Annotated in this window: 16 protein-coding genes; all 16 read left to right on the top strand. The window is 58.8% G+C overall.

The genetic code is table 11. The features are described from left to right. The first annotated feature begins 1,116 nt into the window (after positions 1-1,116). Positions 1,117-1,872, top strand: coding sequence for a phosphonate metabolism transcriptional regulator PhnF (phnF, locus tag J6524_RS10240; protein ID WP_225670197.1), 756 nt, complete (start codon positions 1,117-1,119; stop codon positions 1,870-1,872). 31 nt (positions 1,873-1,903) lie between these two features. Then, positions 1,904-2,341: a phosphonate C-P lyase system protein PhnG gene (gene phnG / locus J6524_RS10235; RefSeq protein WP_225670196.1), complete on the top strand. Its 438-nt coding sequence runs from the start codon at positions 1,904-1,906 to the stop codon at positions 2,339-2,341. Next, on the top strand, positions 2,338-2,874 hold the full coding sequence (gene phnH, locus J6524_RS10230; RefSeq protein ID WP_225670195.1) for a phosphonate C-P lyase system protein PhnH: 537 nt from the start codon (positions 2,338-2,340) through the stop codon (positions 2,872-2,874). The genes phnG and phnH overlap by 4 nt, the downstream gene beginning before the upstream one ends. Continuing rightward, a complete protein-coding gene (locus J6524_RS10225; protein ID WP_225670194.1) occupies positions 2,874-3,950 on the top strand; it encodes a carbon-phosphorus lyase complex subunit PhnI in 1,077 nt (358 codons plus the stop codon). The genes phnH and J6524_RS10225 overlap by 1 nt, the downstream gene beginning before the upstream one ends. Next, positions 3,947-4,858, top strand: coding sequence for an alpha-D-ribose 1-methylphosphonate 5-phosphate C-P-lyase PhnJ (locus tag J6524_RS10220; protein WP_225670193.1), 912 nt, complete (start codon positions 3,947-3,949; stop codon positions 4,856-4,858). The genes J6524_RS10225 and J6524_RS10220 overlap by 4 nt, the downstream gene beginning before the upstream one ends. Then, positions 4,858-5,679, top strand: a complete 822-nt coding sequence (locus J6524_RS10215) for an ATP-binding cassette domain-containing protein (RefSeq protein WP_225670192.1) — start codon at positions 4,858-4,860, stop codon at positions 5,677-5,679. The genes J6524_RS10220 and J6524_RS10215 overlap by 1 nt, the downstream gene beginning before the upstream one ends. 8 nt (positions 5,680-5,687) lie before the next feature. Further along, the gene (locus J6524_RS10210; protein WP_225670191.1) at positions 5,688-6,395 is read left to right on the top strand and encodes a phosphonate C-P lyase system protein PhnL; all 708 of its coding nucleotides are present in this window, start codon (positions 5,688-5,690) and stop codon (positions 6,393-6,395) included. Further along, on the top strand, positions 6,382-7,557 hold the full coding sequence (locus tag J6524_RS10205) for an alpha-D-ribose 1-methylphosphonate 5-triphosphate diphosphatase (protein ID WP_225670190.1): 1,176 nt from the start codon (positions 6,382-6,384) through the stop codon (positions 7,555-7,557). Before J6524_RS10210 ends, J6524_RS10205 begins: the two co-directional genes overlap by 14 nt. A gap of 95 nt (positions 7,558-7,652) precedes the next feature. Continuing rightward, a complete protein-coding gene (locus J6524_RS10200) occupies positions 7,653-7,844 on the top strand; it encodes a hypothetical protein (protein ID WP_225670189.1) in 192 nt (63 codons plus the stop codon). After that, positions 7,841-9,394 carry an ABC transporter substrate-binding protein gene (locus tag J6524_RS10195; RefSeq protein ID WP_225670188.1) on the top strand — a complete coding sequence of 518 codons (1,554 nt, stop codon included), beginning with the start codon at positions 7,841-7,843 and terminating at the stop codon, positions 9,392-9,394. Before J6524_RS10200 ends, J6524_RS10195 begins: the two co-directional genes overlap by 4 nt. 8 nt (positions 9,395-9,402) lie before the next feature. After that, on the top strand, positions 9,403-11,055 hold the full coding sequence (locus tag J6524_RS10190) for an ATP-binding cassette domain-containing protein (RefSeq protein WP_225670187.1): 1,653 nt from the start codon (positions 9,403-9,405) through the stop codon (positions 11,053-11,055). Further along, entirely contained in the window at positions 11,052-12,020 is a 969-nt protein-coding gene (locus tag J6524_RS10185; protein WP_225670186.1) for an ABC transporter permease, read from the top strand. The genes J6524_RS10190 and J6524_RS10185 overlap by 4 nt, the downstream gene beginning before the upstream one ends. 110 nt (positions 12,021-12,130) lie before the next feature. Then, complete coding sequence (locus tag J6524_RS10180) at positions 12,131-12,847, top strand: ABC transporter permease (RefSeq protein WP_225670185.1); 717 nt, start codon at positions 12,131-12,133, stop codon at positions 12,845-12,847. A 497-nt stretch (positions 12,848-13,344) separates the two neighbouring features. Then, positions 13,345-14,283, top strand: coding sequence for a sugar phosphate isomerase/epimerase family protein (locus J6524_RS10175; RefSeq protein WP_225670184.1), 939 nt, complete (start codon positions 13,345-13,347; stop codon positions 14,281-14,283). A gap of 563 nt (positions 14,284-14,846) precedes the next feature. Continuing rightward, on the top strand, positions 14,847-15,314 hold the full coding sequence (locus tag J6524_RS10170) for a hypothetical protein (protein ID WP_225670183.1): 468 nt from the start codon (positions 14,847-14,849) through the stop codon (positions 15,312-15,314). 897 nt (positions 15,315-16,211) lie between these two features. Then, positions 16,212-17,003, top strand: coding sequence for a class I SAM-dependent methyltransferase (locus J6524_RS10165; protein ID WP_225670182.1), 792 nt, complete (start codon positions 16,212-16,214; stop codon positions 17,001-17,003). The last annotated feature ends 138 nt before the right edge of the window (positions 17,004-17,141 follow it).

The raw sequence follows: 17,141 nt of genomic DNA, 5'->3' as shown, positions 1-17,141 counted from the left end.
CGCAGGCGAAAAAAACGGTACCAAGGTTATGAATGCTGAAATCCTTCGCGCCTTCCCTGACGTCATCATGGGCCACCTCATCGTAACCTCTCAGTTTGGCGTGCAACGACTGCACGTAGTCGTGCTGCGTTCTTGAAGATATGGTCGGCTAGACCGTTTCGCATCGAGACGTCGACCTTGTCTCCTGCAACGGTTGGCCCAGGCGCAGCGTCCGCCGCAAGTCGCCCAGCTCGCGCGCCAGCTGGACGGCGAGCCCCCAAGCCGCTCCGAGCGCTTCCCGAACATCATGCCCTTGAGCGTCCGCATCGCCGGCGAGCAGCTTCTCGTCGATCCAACGATACGTGCGCGCCACAGGTTCCAGCGAAGACCTCACCTCTTAGTCAACAACGGACGGCTGCTTCACAGTCCTTCGTGAGACACGCGTTCACATCTAGCCTTCGGAGCATCGCGAGCTGCGTCGCACTTAGACACTTAGATGCACCACGCCGTCGCGGATAGCCGGCTAGGTTCTTCGTGCAGCCGGTTCGTCACCACCACCATGCTGCTGCCGTCCCACGTCAGAAGCTTGAGTCGTTCTATGCGCTTGCTGCGGAACGGCGGAACGCGAAGCCGTCGCCACAATACGGGCTCGTGTGCAGCGGACTCACCGGCGCCGACAGCGTATGCGCCGACTTGCGAAAATCGGCGCCTGTCCTGCCAGCACCACCTTGACGTCGGCCCGTAGCGTAATCACACGATACCTCGATTTCGATCACCCAGCGGGACTTCAACAGCGGAGCGGTGCACTTCAAAGGCTTCGCTGTGCCGACGAAAATCGCTCGGCGCGCGGTGGCGCTGGCCCAAGCTAGACTGAAACCTGTCGCACGGGCGCCTCCAGTCATGCTCCACGGCCGGGCGCATCGCGGGAGCGTCGATGCGATGCCGGTGAGGCGAGCGGACACCAGCATCGGCGCCGGAGATCACGAACCGTGGAAGCGGAATCGCGGTTCTTTTCTAGGACGCGCTGGTGCTGCCTCTGCTCGCTTCCCGCCTCCGATCTGATGATGGTCGCTGTCACACACTCGTCATGTCCGTCATCTAAAGCAAATTCATTCGAATGAATGTGAGCGGGGTCCCATGGGGAGAGATGCTTGGCAGGCCATTCGGGACCAACTCTCGAATAAGATCACTTCCGGTATGTTGACGCCGGGCGCACAATTGCCGACGGAATCGGAACTGTGCCGTATGTTCGAGGCCGGCCGCCACTCCGTACGCCGAGCTGTTGCTGCGCTCGCAGTTGAAGGCAAGCTCAGAGTAGAGCAGGGGCGCGGAACCTTCGTCGAGGCCGCGCCGAAACTGAACTACCACGTCGGTCGGCGGACCCGCTTCCGGCAGAACCTGCTGTCGCAAGGCTTCGAGCCCGTCGACGAGACCCTCGCGGAGCACATTGTGCCGGCTTCGGCGTCGGTCTCGGAAGCTCTGCAAGTCGACGAGGGCGCGCCAGTGCATCAGCTGCTATGGCGCAGCTTGGCGGACGGCGTGCCCATTGGTCTCGGATTCACGTTTCAATGTGCGACGCGCTTTCCTGACTGGGCAAAGCTACGGCACGAAGGGCTTTCGGTCACGGAAGCCTATCACACGTACGGCATCAGCGATTATGTCCGCAACTCGACCAGCGTGCATTCGCGTCGGGCCCGCGCGGAGGAAGCAAAGCTCCTACAACAGCACATCGACCAGCCGGTGCTGGTCGTTCGCAAGGTCGATACCGACATGGATGGCGTGCCGATCGGCCACTCGGAAGGCATCTGGGCCGCCAGCCGAGTCCAATTCGTGTTCGACGGAGCGGATGACATTCCGATCCGCTCCCTCCATCGCAGCGGCAGGGTCAAATAGCGTTTCTCCAACCGGCCGGAGGGCCAGACCAATGATGATTGACGACGAACAGGCAGCCCATCGGCGCCTGCTGGAGACGCTCGCCCGCAGCGATGCGAGCCGAATCAAGGCGCTCGCGGATGACCTCTTGCCCGAACTCGGAGCTGTCGAGGTGCTCAAGAGCCGCAGCGGCCTGGTCATGCTGCCGATGCGTGACACCGTCCGCGGCATCGATTTCCATCTCGGTGAGGTGCTGGTCGCGGAAGCGCACGTGAAGCTGGGAGGCGTCGAAGGGTATGGGATGGTGGTTGGCCGCGACCTCGAACACGCCATGGCGATGGCGCTGATCGATGCCGCCGCGTTCGCGGGGCTGATGCAGGACCGGGTCCGCGCCTTCATCGAAGCCGAAGCTGCGATCATTGCAAAGACAGAATGCCAGACGCTGCGTGCGGTCGAGGCCACCCGCGTCGAGATGGAGACCTTCAGATGAACGCGATCGCCTTCCCGATTCCCGATGCCGAGGAGCGGCAGGATAACGCCGCCTTCGAGGCGGTGATGTGGGCAATGGCAAGGCCCGGCACGGAGCGACTGTTGCCAAAGAAAGGTCTGCTGCCGGTCGCGCTCTCACTCGTCGATCTGGAGACGAGCATCTATTGCGACGATCTAGAGCTTCGCGAAATGCTTGCGCGCACCGGCGCGGCACTCGTCCCGCTTGAGCGCGCCGACCACGTGATCCTGTCCGGCGACCTGACGGCGTCCGTCGCAGCTTCGGTGGCAACGGGCTCGGCGCTCTATCCCGATCAGGGAGCGACGGTGGTTGCGTCAGTAGCGCTCAACGACGGCCCGCGTCTGCGGCTGACGGGCCCCGGAGTCGACGGGGTTGTAACGATCGCGCCCGCAATCGGTCCGGAATTTTGGGAGACGCGGGCGCGCATCCGCTATCCGGCCGGTTTCGAGCTCGTTCTTGTCGAGGGACCCCGGGTCGTCTGCCTGCCGCGTTCGACTCTGGTGGAGGTGCTCTGATGGCTTATGTTGCTGCACGCGGCGGAGAAAGAGCGATCGAGCAATCGCAGCGCTTGTATCGAGAACGGCTGGGGACAATTGATGCGGCACGGGTCGATGAAATCGGGCGCGCGCTTCCTTGGCTCGTCGACCGGATCATGGGTGAGGCCTCTCTCTATGCGCCCGAACTGGCTGCGCTCGCGCTGACGCAGTCGGGTGGTGATCTCTACGAGGCCGTTCTGTTGTTGCGGGCCTGGCGAACGACGCAGCCGCGTCTGGCGGTTGCCGAACCGCTGATCCAAGACAAGCTCTTTATTCATCGGCGCATTTCGGCGGCTTTCAAGGATATTCCCGGTGGCCAGATCCTCGGGCCGACCCTCGACTATTCGCATCGCATCCTGCGCACCGACATCCTGGAAGGGGCGGCGTTCGACCCCGAGCCCGTAGAGAGGAGCGCGGAGCCGGCACCTCCGCATCAGCCGTCGCTTGCATCGTGGCAAAAGGCACAAGGGCTCGTCGTCGATTTTGCGCGAGAGGACATCCCCAAGGACGATATCCCCGATCTCACACGAGAACCGCTGCTCTTCCCAGCAAGCCGGGCGCATAGGTTGCAAAGTCTTGCGCGCGCTGACACCGGCGGGGTGATGGCGCTCGGCTATGCGGTCATGCGCGGCTACGGCCCTGCGCACCCAACCGTCAACGAGCTTCGACTGGGCGAAGCAGACGTTGAGATTGCTCATCCGCGCGGTACGGTCTTCTCGGCTGGTCGTGTCAGGGTTTCCCAGGCCGAAGTCGCTTCGAAGGCAGCCATCGAAAACATCGATCTAGGCTTCTGTGCAACGCTCGGCTGGAATGAGGTGAAGATTATTGCCGGTGGCACGCTCGATCTCAACGCGCAGCACGCAACGAAAGGATCGCCCTTCGAGGAGGAATTCTTTCTTTCCCATACCGAGCCTGTCGAGGGCTCCGGTTTCTGCCTCCATTTCAAGTTGCCTCACTATGTAACCTTCCAGTCCATGCTCGACGCGATGCGTGATGCACGACGAAAGCAGGCAGCCAAAGCATCCAAAGCTGTCGTGAAGGAGCCGGCCGAATGACAACTCTCCGCCAACTCACGCGGCCGTGGCGGCCGATGTCCTACGGCTTTCTCGATTCGTCTGCTAAGCGCGAGCTTCGTCGCAAACTCCTGAAGGCGATCGCTATTCCGGGCTGCCAGATCCCTTATGCAAGCCGCGAAGTGCCCATGGCGCGGGGCTGGGGCACGGGAGGTCTGCAGGTGACTTTGACGCTTCTGAAGCCGTCCTCCGTAGTCAAAGTCATCGACCAGGGCGCGGACGAGGGTGTCAACGCGGTCTCGATTCGCCATTTCCTGGCCAAAGTATCGGGTGCTCGCGAAACCATCGACACGTGTGAGGCGACGATCATCCAGTCACGCCATCGCGTCCCCGAGGAAGTCATGCGGAACGATCAGATCCTCGTTCTCCAAGTGCCCGAACCGGAACCGCTACGGCCCGTCGAGCACCATATTTCAGCGGCGCGGCAAATGCATGCCGATGCCGACTACGCCAGGCTATGGCTGATCCTCTATGAGCAGATGGTGCGAACAGGACGCATCATGCAGGCCACGGAATATCCTTCTCTGGTGAACGGCCGCTATGTCATGTCGCCCTCGCCGATTCCGCGATGGGACGTGCCCAAACTGCACATGGCGCACCACCTGACTTTGCTGTCAGCAGGTCGCGAGAAGCGTCTTTACGCCGTACCGCCCTTCACCCGGGTTGAACCGCTTGCCTTCTGCGACGTGCCGTACCGGGTCGAGGACCATGCCCATCTCACCTGCTCCCGTTCGGGTCTGAACGGCTACTTCATGAACGAGGTCCCGCAGGATGACGGCGGCTCACTCTTCGAGTTGTCCGACAGTGGCCTCTGCCAGAAGGCTCTCCGCCGCGCCGCGGGGGAAGACGTGCCGATTGGCCCAACATGGTATCGCAACGGTGTAATGTAATGAACCTGATCGAATCCCCTCCGTTCAAACGCGATCTCGACGCGCCGAAACTGAACTGCACGGAACCGGTCCTGACGATGCGCAGCGTCTCACACCGTTTCGGTGATGTCAGAGCCCTGAACAACGTCGATGTCACCGTCTATCCCGGCGAGGTTCTTGGTATTGTCGGGGAGTCCGGTTCGGGCAAGTCTACCCTGCTCAGGATGATGAACCTTGAGGACATTCCGGATCAGGGCGACTACAGGCTCGCGATACCCGGCGCGACACAAAATCTTTTTGCGCTCGACCGCTTCGCGCGCCGGATGCTGCGTGCCCGCCACATCGGAATCGTCTACCAGAATCCACACCTCGGCCTGCTGATGCGCAACTCGTCATCCGGCAATGTCGCCGAGCGCTTGCTGATCTCCGGCGAACGGCGTTTTTCGGCGCTTCGGTCGCGGGCCCGGGAGGCGTTCGACGCTTCGGAATTCCCGCTCGAGCGCATGGATGCCCCGCCGATCGAGCTTTCCGGCGGCATGCAACAGCGCGTGCAACTGGCAAAGGCCCTAGCGCTCGAACCGGCGCTGCTCCTACTAGATGAGCCGACGACCGGCCTCGATGTTTCTGTGCAGGCGATGGTGCTCGACACGCTCAAGCGCCTCCAACGTGACCGGCCGATCACAATGGTCTTGGTCAGCCACGATCTCGGCGTCATCCGAACGATGGCGGACCGTGTGATAGTGATGAGGCGCGGACGAGTAGTGGAAGAAGGGCTGGCTGATCAGATCTTTCAGGATCCCCAGCATGCCTACACACAATCGCTCGTGCACGCCAAGCTCTGAGGTTCGCCGTGAGTCAGCCGCTCCTGGAGGTCGAGAACCTCTCCAAGCACTTTGATGTTCATCATCTCGACCAGCGAGTCTTCGCCTTTTCCGACGTCAGTTTTCGCCTCTTCCCCGGGCAGTTCCTTCTGCTGCGGGGATGTAACGGTGTTGGCAAATCGACCCTGTTGCGCACCCTGTACCGCAGCTATGTGCCCAAACACGGCCATATCTGGTTTGATGCGGTGGAGGGACGGATAGATCTCGCCAGCGCGGCGGACGTCGACATCACCGCGTTGCGTCGGCGCGACATCGGTTTCGTTACCCAGTTCCTCGTCGCCCGGCCGCGGGTCGCCGCCGACGAGCTCGTGGCCGAACCGCTCCGCCTTGCTGGCTGGCCGCAGGACCGGGCGCTTGACGAGGCGCGTCGCTGGCTTGGCGAGTTCGGCGTAAAGCGCGAGCTCTGGCGCGCCTATCCGACGACCTTCTCAGGTGGCGAGCAACAGAAGGTTAATCTCGCCCGCGCGCTTGTGCTGCCTCAGCGCCTGCTGCTCCTCGACGAGCCTACCGCGAGCCTCGATGCCGGCGCGCGACACGCGCTGATCCGGCGCCTGGGCGCGCTGAAGGCGCAGGGCGTGGCGATGATCGGCGTCTTCCACCATCCGGAAGACGTCGTCGAACTGATTGATGTGCAACTGACGCTGGCGGTGAAGGAGATGGCCGATGTGGCTGAGTGATGTCCGGGCAGTGCTGCCGGAGAGGGTGCTCGAACGCGCTTCCGTCCGGATCGAGGCGGGTCTTATCGCGGAGGTAGTCGAGGGGCCAGTTCGAGGTGGGATCGATGGCAAGGGCCTGCTCCTGCTGCCAGGCTTTATCGATATGCACGGCGATATGATCGAGCGCGAGATCGAGCCGCGACCACGCGTGCGCATGCCCATGGAACTTGGGCTGCGCGATCTCGACCGCAAGCTCGCTGGTTCCGGGATCACCACGGCCTATGCGGCGCTCTCGTTTAGTCCGTCTTCGACCTATGGCCATCTGCGCAGCTACGACCACACCTCCTCTGTAATCCGCGAAATAAAGCGGATGCGCGGCCGCCTGATGATCGATCACAAGGTCCATGCTCGGTTCGAGATCACATTTCCGAAGGCGCTTGAAGTCATCCACGAACTGATCGCAGAAGGCAGTATCGACCTGATCTCGCTGACTGACCACACGCCCGGGCAAGGGCAGTACCGGGACATCGAACGGCTCGTCGATTCTATCGTCGAGCAAAAGGGGCTTTCCCAAGCGGAGGCGGCGGAAACCGTCGCGCGCCAGATCGAGGAGGGCAGCCGCCCAGAGCAGGAGCTGACCGCCACACTTGCCGTGATCTCGCAGACCTGCCGCGTCCATCGTGTCGCTATGGCGAGCCATGACGATGATACGCCGCGCAAAGTCGGGCTAATGGCTGCGCTCGGCGTCGTCGTCAGCGAATTCCCGGTCACGCTCGAGGCGGCCGATGTCGCGTGTTCACGCGGGCTGCACACCGCGATGGGTGCCCCCAACGCCCTGCGGGGCGAAAGCTATTCCGGCAACCTTTCCGCGCGCGAGGCGCATCGCGCGGGACTGCTGGACATCCTGGTCTCGGATTACCACCCTTCGGCGATGCTGCCCGCCCTGCTGGAGCTCGCCCACACCGATCCGCGCGGACTTGCTGGTGCAGCGCGCCTCGCCAGTTCCAACGTCGCCGAGGTTTTGGGGCTGCGCGACCGGGGCGAAATCTTGCCAGGCAAACGTGCGGACCTCGTCCTCGCCGATGACGGAGGGATCGGGCACGTCGTTGCGACCTTCAGCGGCGGCCGGGCTGTCTACTCCAATGGACACCTCACCGAGACCGCCTGCACCGACGCGGCTTAGCTCACAATCCTGGCCGCTGAGAAGTCATCCGAATGTCATCAGAAATTCATTCGAATGAATCCCGACCGTAACAAGGTGCAGGCACCGTTCGCGACATGAACACGCAGTCGCACATCCTGTCGGGCGTCAGCCGCCGCTTTGGCTCGACGCTCGCCGTCGACGGGATCACTCCCTTCGTCCCGGCCGGCCAGTTCGTCAGCGTGATCGGCAGCTCCGCAGGCTTAGCAGCGGCGCGCAAAAGAACGTGTGTACCCAGCAACAGAAAAGACGAGGGTCAGCTAACGTGAAAACGCAAAGTTCTTTTCCGAGAAGGCTCCTGCTCCCAATCCTAGCAATCAGCCTTACCGCCTTCCACGGTGCGGCTAGTGCTTTCGCACATGATTTGGTTATCGCGGTTCAAAAGAACCCGGATAATCACGATCCGGTCTCGGAGAACTCAAATCCAAACTTGCGTCTGATGTACTCCCTCTATGACACGCTGGTAAGCGTCGACTATCGGAACGGCGGCAGATTGGTACCAAATCTCGCGACAAGCTGGAGCGTAATTGATCCGAGAACGATCGAATTTCACTTACGTCCGGGAGTTGTTTTCCATAATGGCGATACTTTCGACGCGCGGGACGTCGTTGCAACGTTTTCACCAGTAAGAATTGGTGCCGATAAATCCGTTCCCGTCCAATCACAACCGTTCTTCAAAGGGATCGATCGAGTCGAAGTCGTTGACGAGATGACCATACGTATTCATATGAAGAGTGACGATGCCGTTGGCATTTATCGTTTTTCCACCTATCCCTCCCAAATTATTTCCGCGACTGCGTTAGAGCAGGCGAAGACCTACGCAGAGTTCACCGAAGTGGATGCTGGCTCTGGCCCTTATTCTTTGGTCAGCCGGAAGCTCGGTGGTGACATCGTCATTAAGAAGTTCGACAAATATTGGGGCAGTTCGAAAGCGGCCGCCGATAAAGTCACCTTCACCGTGGTTCCGGAGCTTGCGACCCGTATTGCGGGCCTCCTTTCAGGTCAGTTCGACATCATCACAGAAGTTGGTGCCGATGAATTGCGCCAAATTGAGGCTAAGCCCAGCTGCGCCATTGTCGGCGGGCCGGTTCAATCCATCCGTGGGCTTGTCTACGACAGTATTGGAAGTCCGATCGCCGATCCGCGGATTCGGCGCGCGCTGAACCTCGCGATTAATCGCGACGCGCTAGTCAAAAGCCTGTTCGCAGGCCGAACGAGTGTGCCCCATGGATGGCAAATGCAAACATTCGGCGACATGTATTTGAGCGATCGTCCGACCCCAGAATACAATCCAAAAAAGGCAAGGGAGCTTTTGAAAGACGCCGGTTATAGCGGGCAGCAGATCGTCTATCGCACCCAACAGGGTTATTACACCAAACAGGGTGACACTGCGCAGATTCTACAATCAATGTGGAAGGCGGTCGGCCTCAACGTCAAGCTTGAGTTTAAAGAAAACTGGGCGCAGGTGCGCGCGGACACGCCGGATCGGGCGATCATCGATGCCGATTCCGGCGCGTATTACCCTGATCCGATGGGTCAGTTCTGGCGCCGTATGGGACCGGGCGAGTTTACTGACAGCCAGTTTTTTACAGTCGGGCCAAGCATGCTGACACTAGGTAACGAACTGGCGACTTCGCTCGACACGAAGCGCCGTCGGGCGATCTTCGCGAAGATGCTCGAAAACTTCGAAGAAGATCCGCACGCGGGCATCCTTTACGTTACGCCTATGTTCATGGGTATGAGGAAAGACCGCTTGTCTATGGATCCGCTTCCTTATGCGTATCTCGATCTGACGACTGACGGTGTTACTTTCAAATAGGCTTCGAGATGATCCTGGATCGACATTCTGTTGCGACCCTATTCTCGTTAAGAGAACTGAGCGTCGCCTTTGGCGCGACGCTCAGGCATATCGCCGTCAGCAATGTATCCTTTGACGTAAAGCCAGGTGAAATACTCGGCATTGTGGGAGAAAGCGGTTCCGGCAAGAGTGTAACTTGTCGGGCTCTCATTGGATTGCTTCCCGAACGGGCTCGGGTCCAAGGTGAAATGATCTTCGAAGGCCAACGCTTTTCGCTATCAAAGCCGCGCGGTTTGGCGCACCTGCGCGGCGTTGGATTATCGATGATTTTTCAAGATCCCATGAGTGCGCTCGATCCGTTGATGACTGTTAGACGTCATTTGGAATTGCGCACGGAGGATGATCCGGGGACGTTGCTAAGAAGCGCAGGACTGGATGAACATCGGACGGTACTTGACTCTTATCCGCATCAGCTCTCGGGAGGTCAATCCCAACGCGTAGCTATTGCCTGCGCCCTGGCCCGCCGTCCCAAGCTCCTGATCGCGGACGAGCCAACCACGGCCCTTGATGTGACTGTGCAAGCTGGAATCCTGCAGCGGCTCAGGCAGCTTTCGCGCGAACGGGGGATGGCAATAATTTTCGTCACCCACGATTTGGCTGTGGTCTATCGACTTTGTGATCGTGTGCTTGTGATGAGGGACGGGCGTATCATCGAGCATGGTGATGTCGATACTGTGCTTACAGCCCCCCGAGAGAGTTACACGCGTGACCTTCTGGCGGCCATCCCGCGACCTGCTCACCGCGGTAGACGTTTGACAGCTGCTGGCAACGAAGCTGACAAGCGGACCATCGCGCTCCGCTCCGGCTCTATCGCGAGCAAACCGCTTTTGCGTTTCGAGCAGATTTGCGTGCAATACAAACGCTCTGATGGCAGTGTTCTGGAGGCGGTGCGAGGTGTCTCAGCCGTCATAAGGCGCGGTGAAATTCTCGGTCTGGTTGGCGAGAGTGGTTCTGGCAAAAGCACATTCGCCAAGACTGCCGTTGGGTTGACGGTCCCAGCGAGCGGGCGCATTCTTCTGAACGACGAACCGCTCGACTGGCGCAGGCCACAGATGCGATGGCGTCGCGATGTCCAGTATATCTTTCAAGATCCGCGCGGTGCGCTCGATCCCTCAGCGCGGATACTGAGTCAAGTGCGTCTTCCGCTGGATGTTCATCGCCTTGGCCCCAAAGCCGAGCGCACTGCTCATGCTCATCGACAGATGATAGAGGCTCAACTGGATGAAGCTCTTTTTTCTCGCAAGCCTGGTAGCCTCTCAGGCGGTCAGCGTCAAAGAGCAACGATCGCCCGTGCACTGACGCTTCAGCCGAAAGTCCTAATATGCGACGAAAGCGTTTCGGCGCTCGATGTATCCATTCAGGCGAGGATATTAGATCTGCTCATGGAGCTCCGCGAACGGCTTGGACTCACAATTTTGTTTATTAGCCATGATCTTTCGGTGATCCGTCACATTTGTGACCGTGTCCTTGTGATGCGCCGAGGCGAATTAGTCGAGGAGGGCGAGACTATCGACTTATTTCAGCACCCCAAGGCGGCATACACGCAACAATTACTTGCAGCCCTTCCAGTCTTGCCGGATTGCATTGAGCAAGAGCCCGAAAACCAACGGGTCGTGGTATGAGCTGGTTTCTCATGCGCGCGGGGCGCGCGCTTCTCACTCTCTTTGTTTTGCTCGGTTTTGCATTCTTCACGCTCGCCGCAAGCGGTGATCCTGCCGTCATCTTATTAGGTCCCGAGACGAATACAGCTGCGCTTGAGGCGTTTCGTCAAAAATGGGGACTCGGCCTTCCTTTATGGAGACAGTTCGCAGTTTACGTAGATGGGCTCGTGCACTTGAACTTTGGCTTGTCTTATAGAACGAGCGGGCCGGCGCTCGATCTTGTTTTAAGCAGGGTCCCGGCGAGCCTGTGTTTGGTGGTGCCGACAATATTTTTCTCAATTGCGGTTGGCGTTCCAGTTGGCTTCTACGCAGCCATCCATAATGGTCGGATGACTGATCGAATAACAACTATGCTTGCGGTGATTGGACTCGCTGTTCCACCATTTTTGCTCGGCATTCTGCTTATCTATATTTTTTCGATATGGCTTGGGTGGCTTCCGCCTAGCGGCTATGTCGATTGGAGATCCTACATCATGCCGGTTGGTAGCATGTCTGCGGTTGCCGCAGCGATCTATGCGCGCTTCACGCGCTCCGCCGTGGTGGAGGTAATGGCAAATCCGATGATAGAGACGGCGAAGGCGAGCGGTTTGACGCGAGAGTTGATTCACCGCGCTCACGCACTGCCTAATGCGCTCTTGCCGTTAATTACAATCACAGCGCTCGAGTTTGGCGGTGTTCTTACTTTTGCGGCGGTAACAGAGAATGTCTTCGGTTGGCACGGAGTAGGCTCTTTACTGATCGAAAGCGTTGCCGCGCGTGACTATGCGGTGGTGGAAACCATATTGCTTTGCGCAGGAACGACGATGATCTTGGCAAATTTTCTAGCAGATCTCTCTTATGGCTTTGTTGATCCCCGTATCCGAGATTCGCGCCGGTCACGCCTATCAACAGTCACGAGACTATACGCCGAAAAGTCGCCGGTATGATTAGTTTGCGCAGAGTCCCAACACTCGTCACATTGTGTACCGTGATTGTCCTTCTCGTCCTTCTCATTGCGGTCTTTGCTGGACCGCTTTCACCGCGAGATGTCGCTGAGGTGAATCTCGAAGCACGATTTAGGCCACCGGTGTTTTGGGGCGGGAGCTGGGATTACCCCCTCGGCACCGATGGACTCGGTCACGACATGGTCTCTCTCATTCTCCGCGGCATCCAGGTTTCGGTGACGGTTGCGGCGATCGGCACATTTGGCGGGGCGGTCCTAGGAACAACGCTTGGACTCTTATCTGCTTGGACCGAAGGCTTTTTGGACAGTGTCATAGGCGTATTGGTTGATTTTCAGGCCACCATTCCAACACTGATTCTTATTCTCGCATTCATCGTCATTTTGCCGAGCTCCGATTTCGTGACTTTCACGGGCATTATGATCCTAGCCGGCTGGGAACGTTATGCCCGCCTTGCTCGCGCCATTGGCCTATCTGCAAGGAGCCAGCCTTACGTGCACGCGCAGCTGGTAATAGGTGCTTCAGCGTTCCGCATCCTCACACGCTCCGTTTTGCCGAATTCAATGGCGGTGCTCCTGGTCAACATGTCGATTCATTTTCCGCAGACGATCCTATTGGAGACAACGCTCAGTTTCTTGGGTCTGGGTGTTCAACCGCCGGACACATCGCTCGGTGTGCTAATCGGCAGCGGTCGCGATCAGCTCTACAACGCCCCATGGGTAATTTTGACGCCGACATTCATCATTTTGTTGATGACGATTTCAATTTCGATCCTTGGCGATTGGGCCCGCGATTTTGTCGAGAGCGACTGATTGTTTAGACCGATACCGAGTGTTTCTGCTCGTTGTCTCGGCCGCTGAGTAGGAGGCTCTTATCTTGTCTAGAGACTTGGCACATGTTCGCGACTCGCTCCTCGAATATATTGATTCTGACGAGTTTGCCGTAGCCGACGCGTTGCCGACAGAGCAGGAGCTGCAACGAGCTTGCTTGCGAACCGCTATAGCGGAATTCGCTGGCGGAGGGTCGAGTCGGTCGAACAGGGGCGCCACAGCTTGTTTCCAGCTCACCGCAAGCGGCATGCCGTATAGGACGAAGAACACGCTTTCGCCGGTCGCTCCTGGCTCAGGTGTCACACCGCAAAGTGCGCAGGCACTCCACAATGTTGCCTGCACCGCAAGCAGTCCAAGAATGCTTGCGTTAGGGCCGGCATACTGGTTGGCATCCACGGCAAGCTAAAGCGGAAATATGGTCACTTCCGTCGCGGTCGCAGTTGTTAAACAAATCTATCGTCCTTAAGAGGAAACAAATCATGAGTGAGTCCATCGCGGCCGTCGGTTTCTACAAACGAGTCAGTACGGGCGACATAAATCAGCTTGATGCCTCCTTGCGGGAGGTCGCCGACACGGGTGCTGATGCGTGCGAGATCGCGATCTATGCCGAAGAGATCGTGTCCGGCGGCCGCATTATGCAGGAGCGTGCCGCTCGCGTCGCCAAGATCGTTGGAAACTATCGCTTCAAGAAGCTGTCCTTACACGGACCGATCACTTCCAATTTCATGGATCGGGAGTATCTCGAGATTCATAAAAAGATCATGCTGGCCAACCTTGAGCTCTGTAATCGTCTCGGCGCAGGCCTCTTGGTGCAACACTCCGGCGGCGCGATCCTCGCCCCTGGTGAGAGTCCCGCTGATCTCGATCGGATGGAGCGCGACGCGCTCGCGGAAATGGCACTGGTGGCACAGCGTTACGCCGTGCGCATTGCCCTCGAGAACGTCTTCACCACTGCGCGCAACCAGTATCGCCAGACACCGAGCGAGATGGCAGAAACGGTCCGCGCCATCGGCTCCGATAACGTTGTGGCGGTCACTGACTTCTCGCACGCCTATATCGAATCTACGTACCGCAACCTCGATTTCCGAGAGCAACTTCGTGCTATGGCGCCGGTTACAGGACATCTCCATGTTCATGATAGCTTTGGCTTGTCAGCTGTGACGAAGAAGTTTCATCATCCGGCCGAGGCGACCGCGTTTGGTATCGGGGACCTGCATCTGCCGATCGGCTGGGGCGATATTCCGTGGGAGGAGATTTTCGCCGAACTCTCCTTCCTGCCAGACACTACGCTCATTATGGAAATAGGGTCCGAAAGATTTGCTGACGAGCAACCCGCCTGCTTAGAGCATGCTCGCCGGCTCGCCAGTCGTTCCAACGCGCGCATGAAAAACTTTCGCAGTGACATGCACGTGCTATGACAGCTCTCGTGAACGTGCGTGGGCAGCGTTGATCGCGTCTTCAACAGGTCCCCCGTCTCCGATCACGGCAAACTCACGAAGCACGGGCGTCGCCCGTGCTGTATCACAGGCTCCAGGGTCACTCCTACTCAACAGTAAGCGTGTAGTAGGGCAGACAATGTCGTCGGGGATTCTTGCCAGGATCTCATGTGTGCGAACGTACAGCTGGGAGCACGAGTTTCGAGATCACCATGCCGCGGCGAAGCGCTGGCTGTCAGCGCGGTGCGCATTATCGGAGCTGGTGTGGCGACGAGAAGGGCCAGCCCGTCGAGGGAGCTTGGCGCCGGCGGCGAACGTGTCAGCGGTAACGCGGTCTGCGTTTCCCGCGCTCTGGCGGCGTGCTGTGCGCGGTCCCGCAGGGCCATCCCTTACCGGTGGCGGCGGCGACACCTCGACTATAGCATCATCGACCAAGTCGCGTCGCCGCGGCTTGCCAGGGGCAGCAGCTATTGTTCACGCGGCAAGGTGGAGCCGATCCCAATCAGTGACAACACCAATCTCGCCGCTGTCATCAGCTCGCGGTGATGAAGGCCAGCGGCGACCTGCGTCAGCTGCGGCATCACGCACGCTTCACAGTGAATCCGGACCTGCTGCAGTATTTCATCACCACCATCGTCCTCGATCTCGGTTTTTGCTGTATCGCGCCGTGTCCGACCCACGGTTGCGCTTTCGACCCGCGAGAGCGTCGACTTCCGTTTCCAGCGCGAGCCGATCGACACCGGCGCGACCATCAAGGAGACGATCTTCAAGCCAGGGTCGCCGACGAAATCGCGCGGCTCGGCGCGATGGTCGACGAGGTGCAGACCAAGGCCCGCATCGCCGCACACGATGCGGAGAAGGTGTTCCTTACCGGCGGCGCGTCGTTCGTGCGGGCCGAGCGGCGCCTATTTGCCGAAACTCTTTGGCGAGGATCGGGTCATACAGCGCGACAATCTGGATGGGAAGTCCATCGGGAACATCGATACATGCGGCAATACGCGCTGTCACCTTGATTGTCGCGCCGCAGGTCACTTCACCCGATCAGTTCGAATCCGTCGCCTACGGCCTCGCCTTGATCGGCCACACACCAGACCCCGATCGCTGGACGTCTCGGCGTTGCCTGACGGAGGAGACCAACAGAGATCTAGAGATCTTGGAGCGCATATGTGCGCTAGCACACCGGCGAGCTCGCATAGTCGCTTCACGGAAGCTGCCGTGCCTCGGTCAATCGGTCAATCATTTGTGTCCGCTCGGCCCCGGGGGGTGCCCGAGCTGGTGACGCTTGACCCGCCCCACGCTCATCGACCAATAGCTGACTTCCTTCTGTTATCTAGGTCAATCGCTGGCATTGATAGTTGACTCCAGGAGCGCGACTAGTTGCATCCCGCTATACGATGGCGCCGGCCACCAGTGATCGAACACTTTGCGAGTGTAATGGCTCAACTGCGGGCTGCGCAATCGACTGCGAGACTTTGTGTCCCGGTCAGCTACCAAAGTTAGTAATTGATTGATAGAGACGAATGCTAACTTATCAATTATTAGCGTCACGCCTGTCGTCACCTGCAAAGATCGCGGCATGCAGAATCAACCGCAATGTGTTCTCGCCAACAGTACTGACGGATGCGCTGACACGTCCTTTGCTGAAAGGCGATGCTATCAGCGTCTACTCGGTTCCGACCTGTCCGTCATCATTGACGCGCATGATGGGCTCCTGGGTCGATTGCCGAAGGCACAGCTTTTAATCTGTGGGCGGCGGGCCTTGCCTGCTATCTCGGCTCCACAACGCTAACCGAGCTTCGCGAATACGGCATGTATACGGCAACTAGCATTACTGCCGTCGTCGCCGACTTTGGCCGGGTGTTCCCTTGAGCAGCCGCGGGCCGATTAAAACGACGTGTACCGAGGCAGGCATGATCGTAGCGAGCGAGCTGTTTCGAGGTGCCGCGCCCTACTATGCGCGGCACGCGATACCCTATCCAGACGACTTTTTCCGATCATTGGTTCGGGTCTGCGGCCTCACGAACAGCAGCCGTGCACTCGATCTTGGTGCCGGCACGGGGCAGATCGGTATTCCCTTGGCACGCTCAGTTGCGAACGTGCTTTCCGTCGATGCAAGCGACGAAATGATCCAGGAAGGAAGGCGTATCGCGAAAGCTATGGGAATCAAAAACGTAGAGTTTCTAGCGTCCAGATCTGAAGACCTAAACCAACCGATGCCGTCATTTGATATCGCAACAATTGCGGGCTCCTTCTTCTGGATGGATCGAGGGACGGTGTTGGCAAAGCTAACCCAAATACTAGAGCCGGACGGCTGCGTTGCGATCATCAACCGTCACCGGGATGGCTCGGAACCTGGCGAATGGTATGATGCGATGTTGAGCGATATCAAGGAGTTTTGGGGCGGACGCTTTCCGGCAGGTCCTGGAGCCGTTCGGCCCATTCTGACGACGTCCGATCGAGAAGTCGTTCGCGCTTCCGATTTCAGTGAAATCACAGAGCTTCGTCACTATTACGAGCATCACTGGAATATCGACGACGTTCTTGGCTTCCTTTACTCAAGGTCCATGGCCGCGCCCGGCACCCTCGGACCTCGCCGTGACGAGTTAACGACACGTATTCGTCGGTTATTACTGTCGTATTCGCCATCTGGCTTATTTGTTGAACGAGGTCACGTCGCCACGTTGCTCGGATATAGACCTTAGGCACACTTTGCGCTTCGTTGTTGTTAGAAGATCATGTAGCTTTGGCCGCTTGTGCGGTACGCTTAATCGCGGTTATGATCTTGTCCTTCGGTGCGGCCCGGTTGAGCGCAAGCCGCGCTTGGAAAAGAAGATGCGGCG

Source organism: Bradyrhizobium hereditatis (genome assembly GCF_020329435.1).
GTDB classification, from domain to species: Bacteria; Pseudomonadota; Alphaproteobacteria; order Rhizobiales; family Xanthobacteraceae; genus Bradyrhizobium; species Bradyrhizobium hereditatis.
The sequence above is the reverse complement of the archived record's forward strand: the minus strand, read 5'-3'. Positions and strand labels throughout refer to the sequence as shown.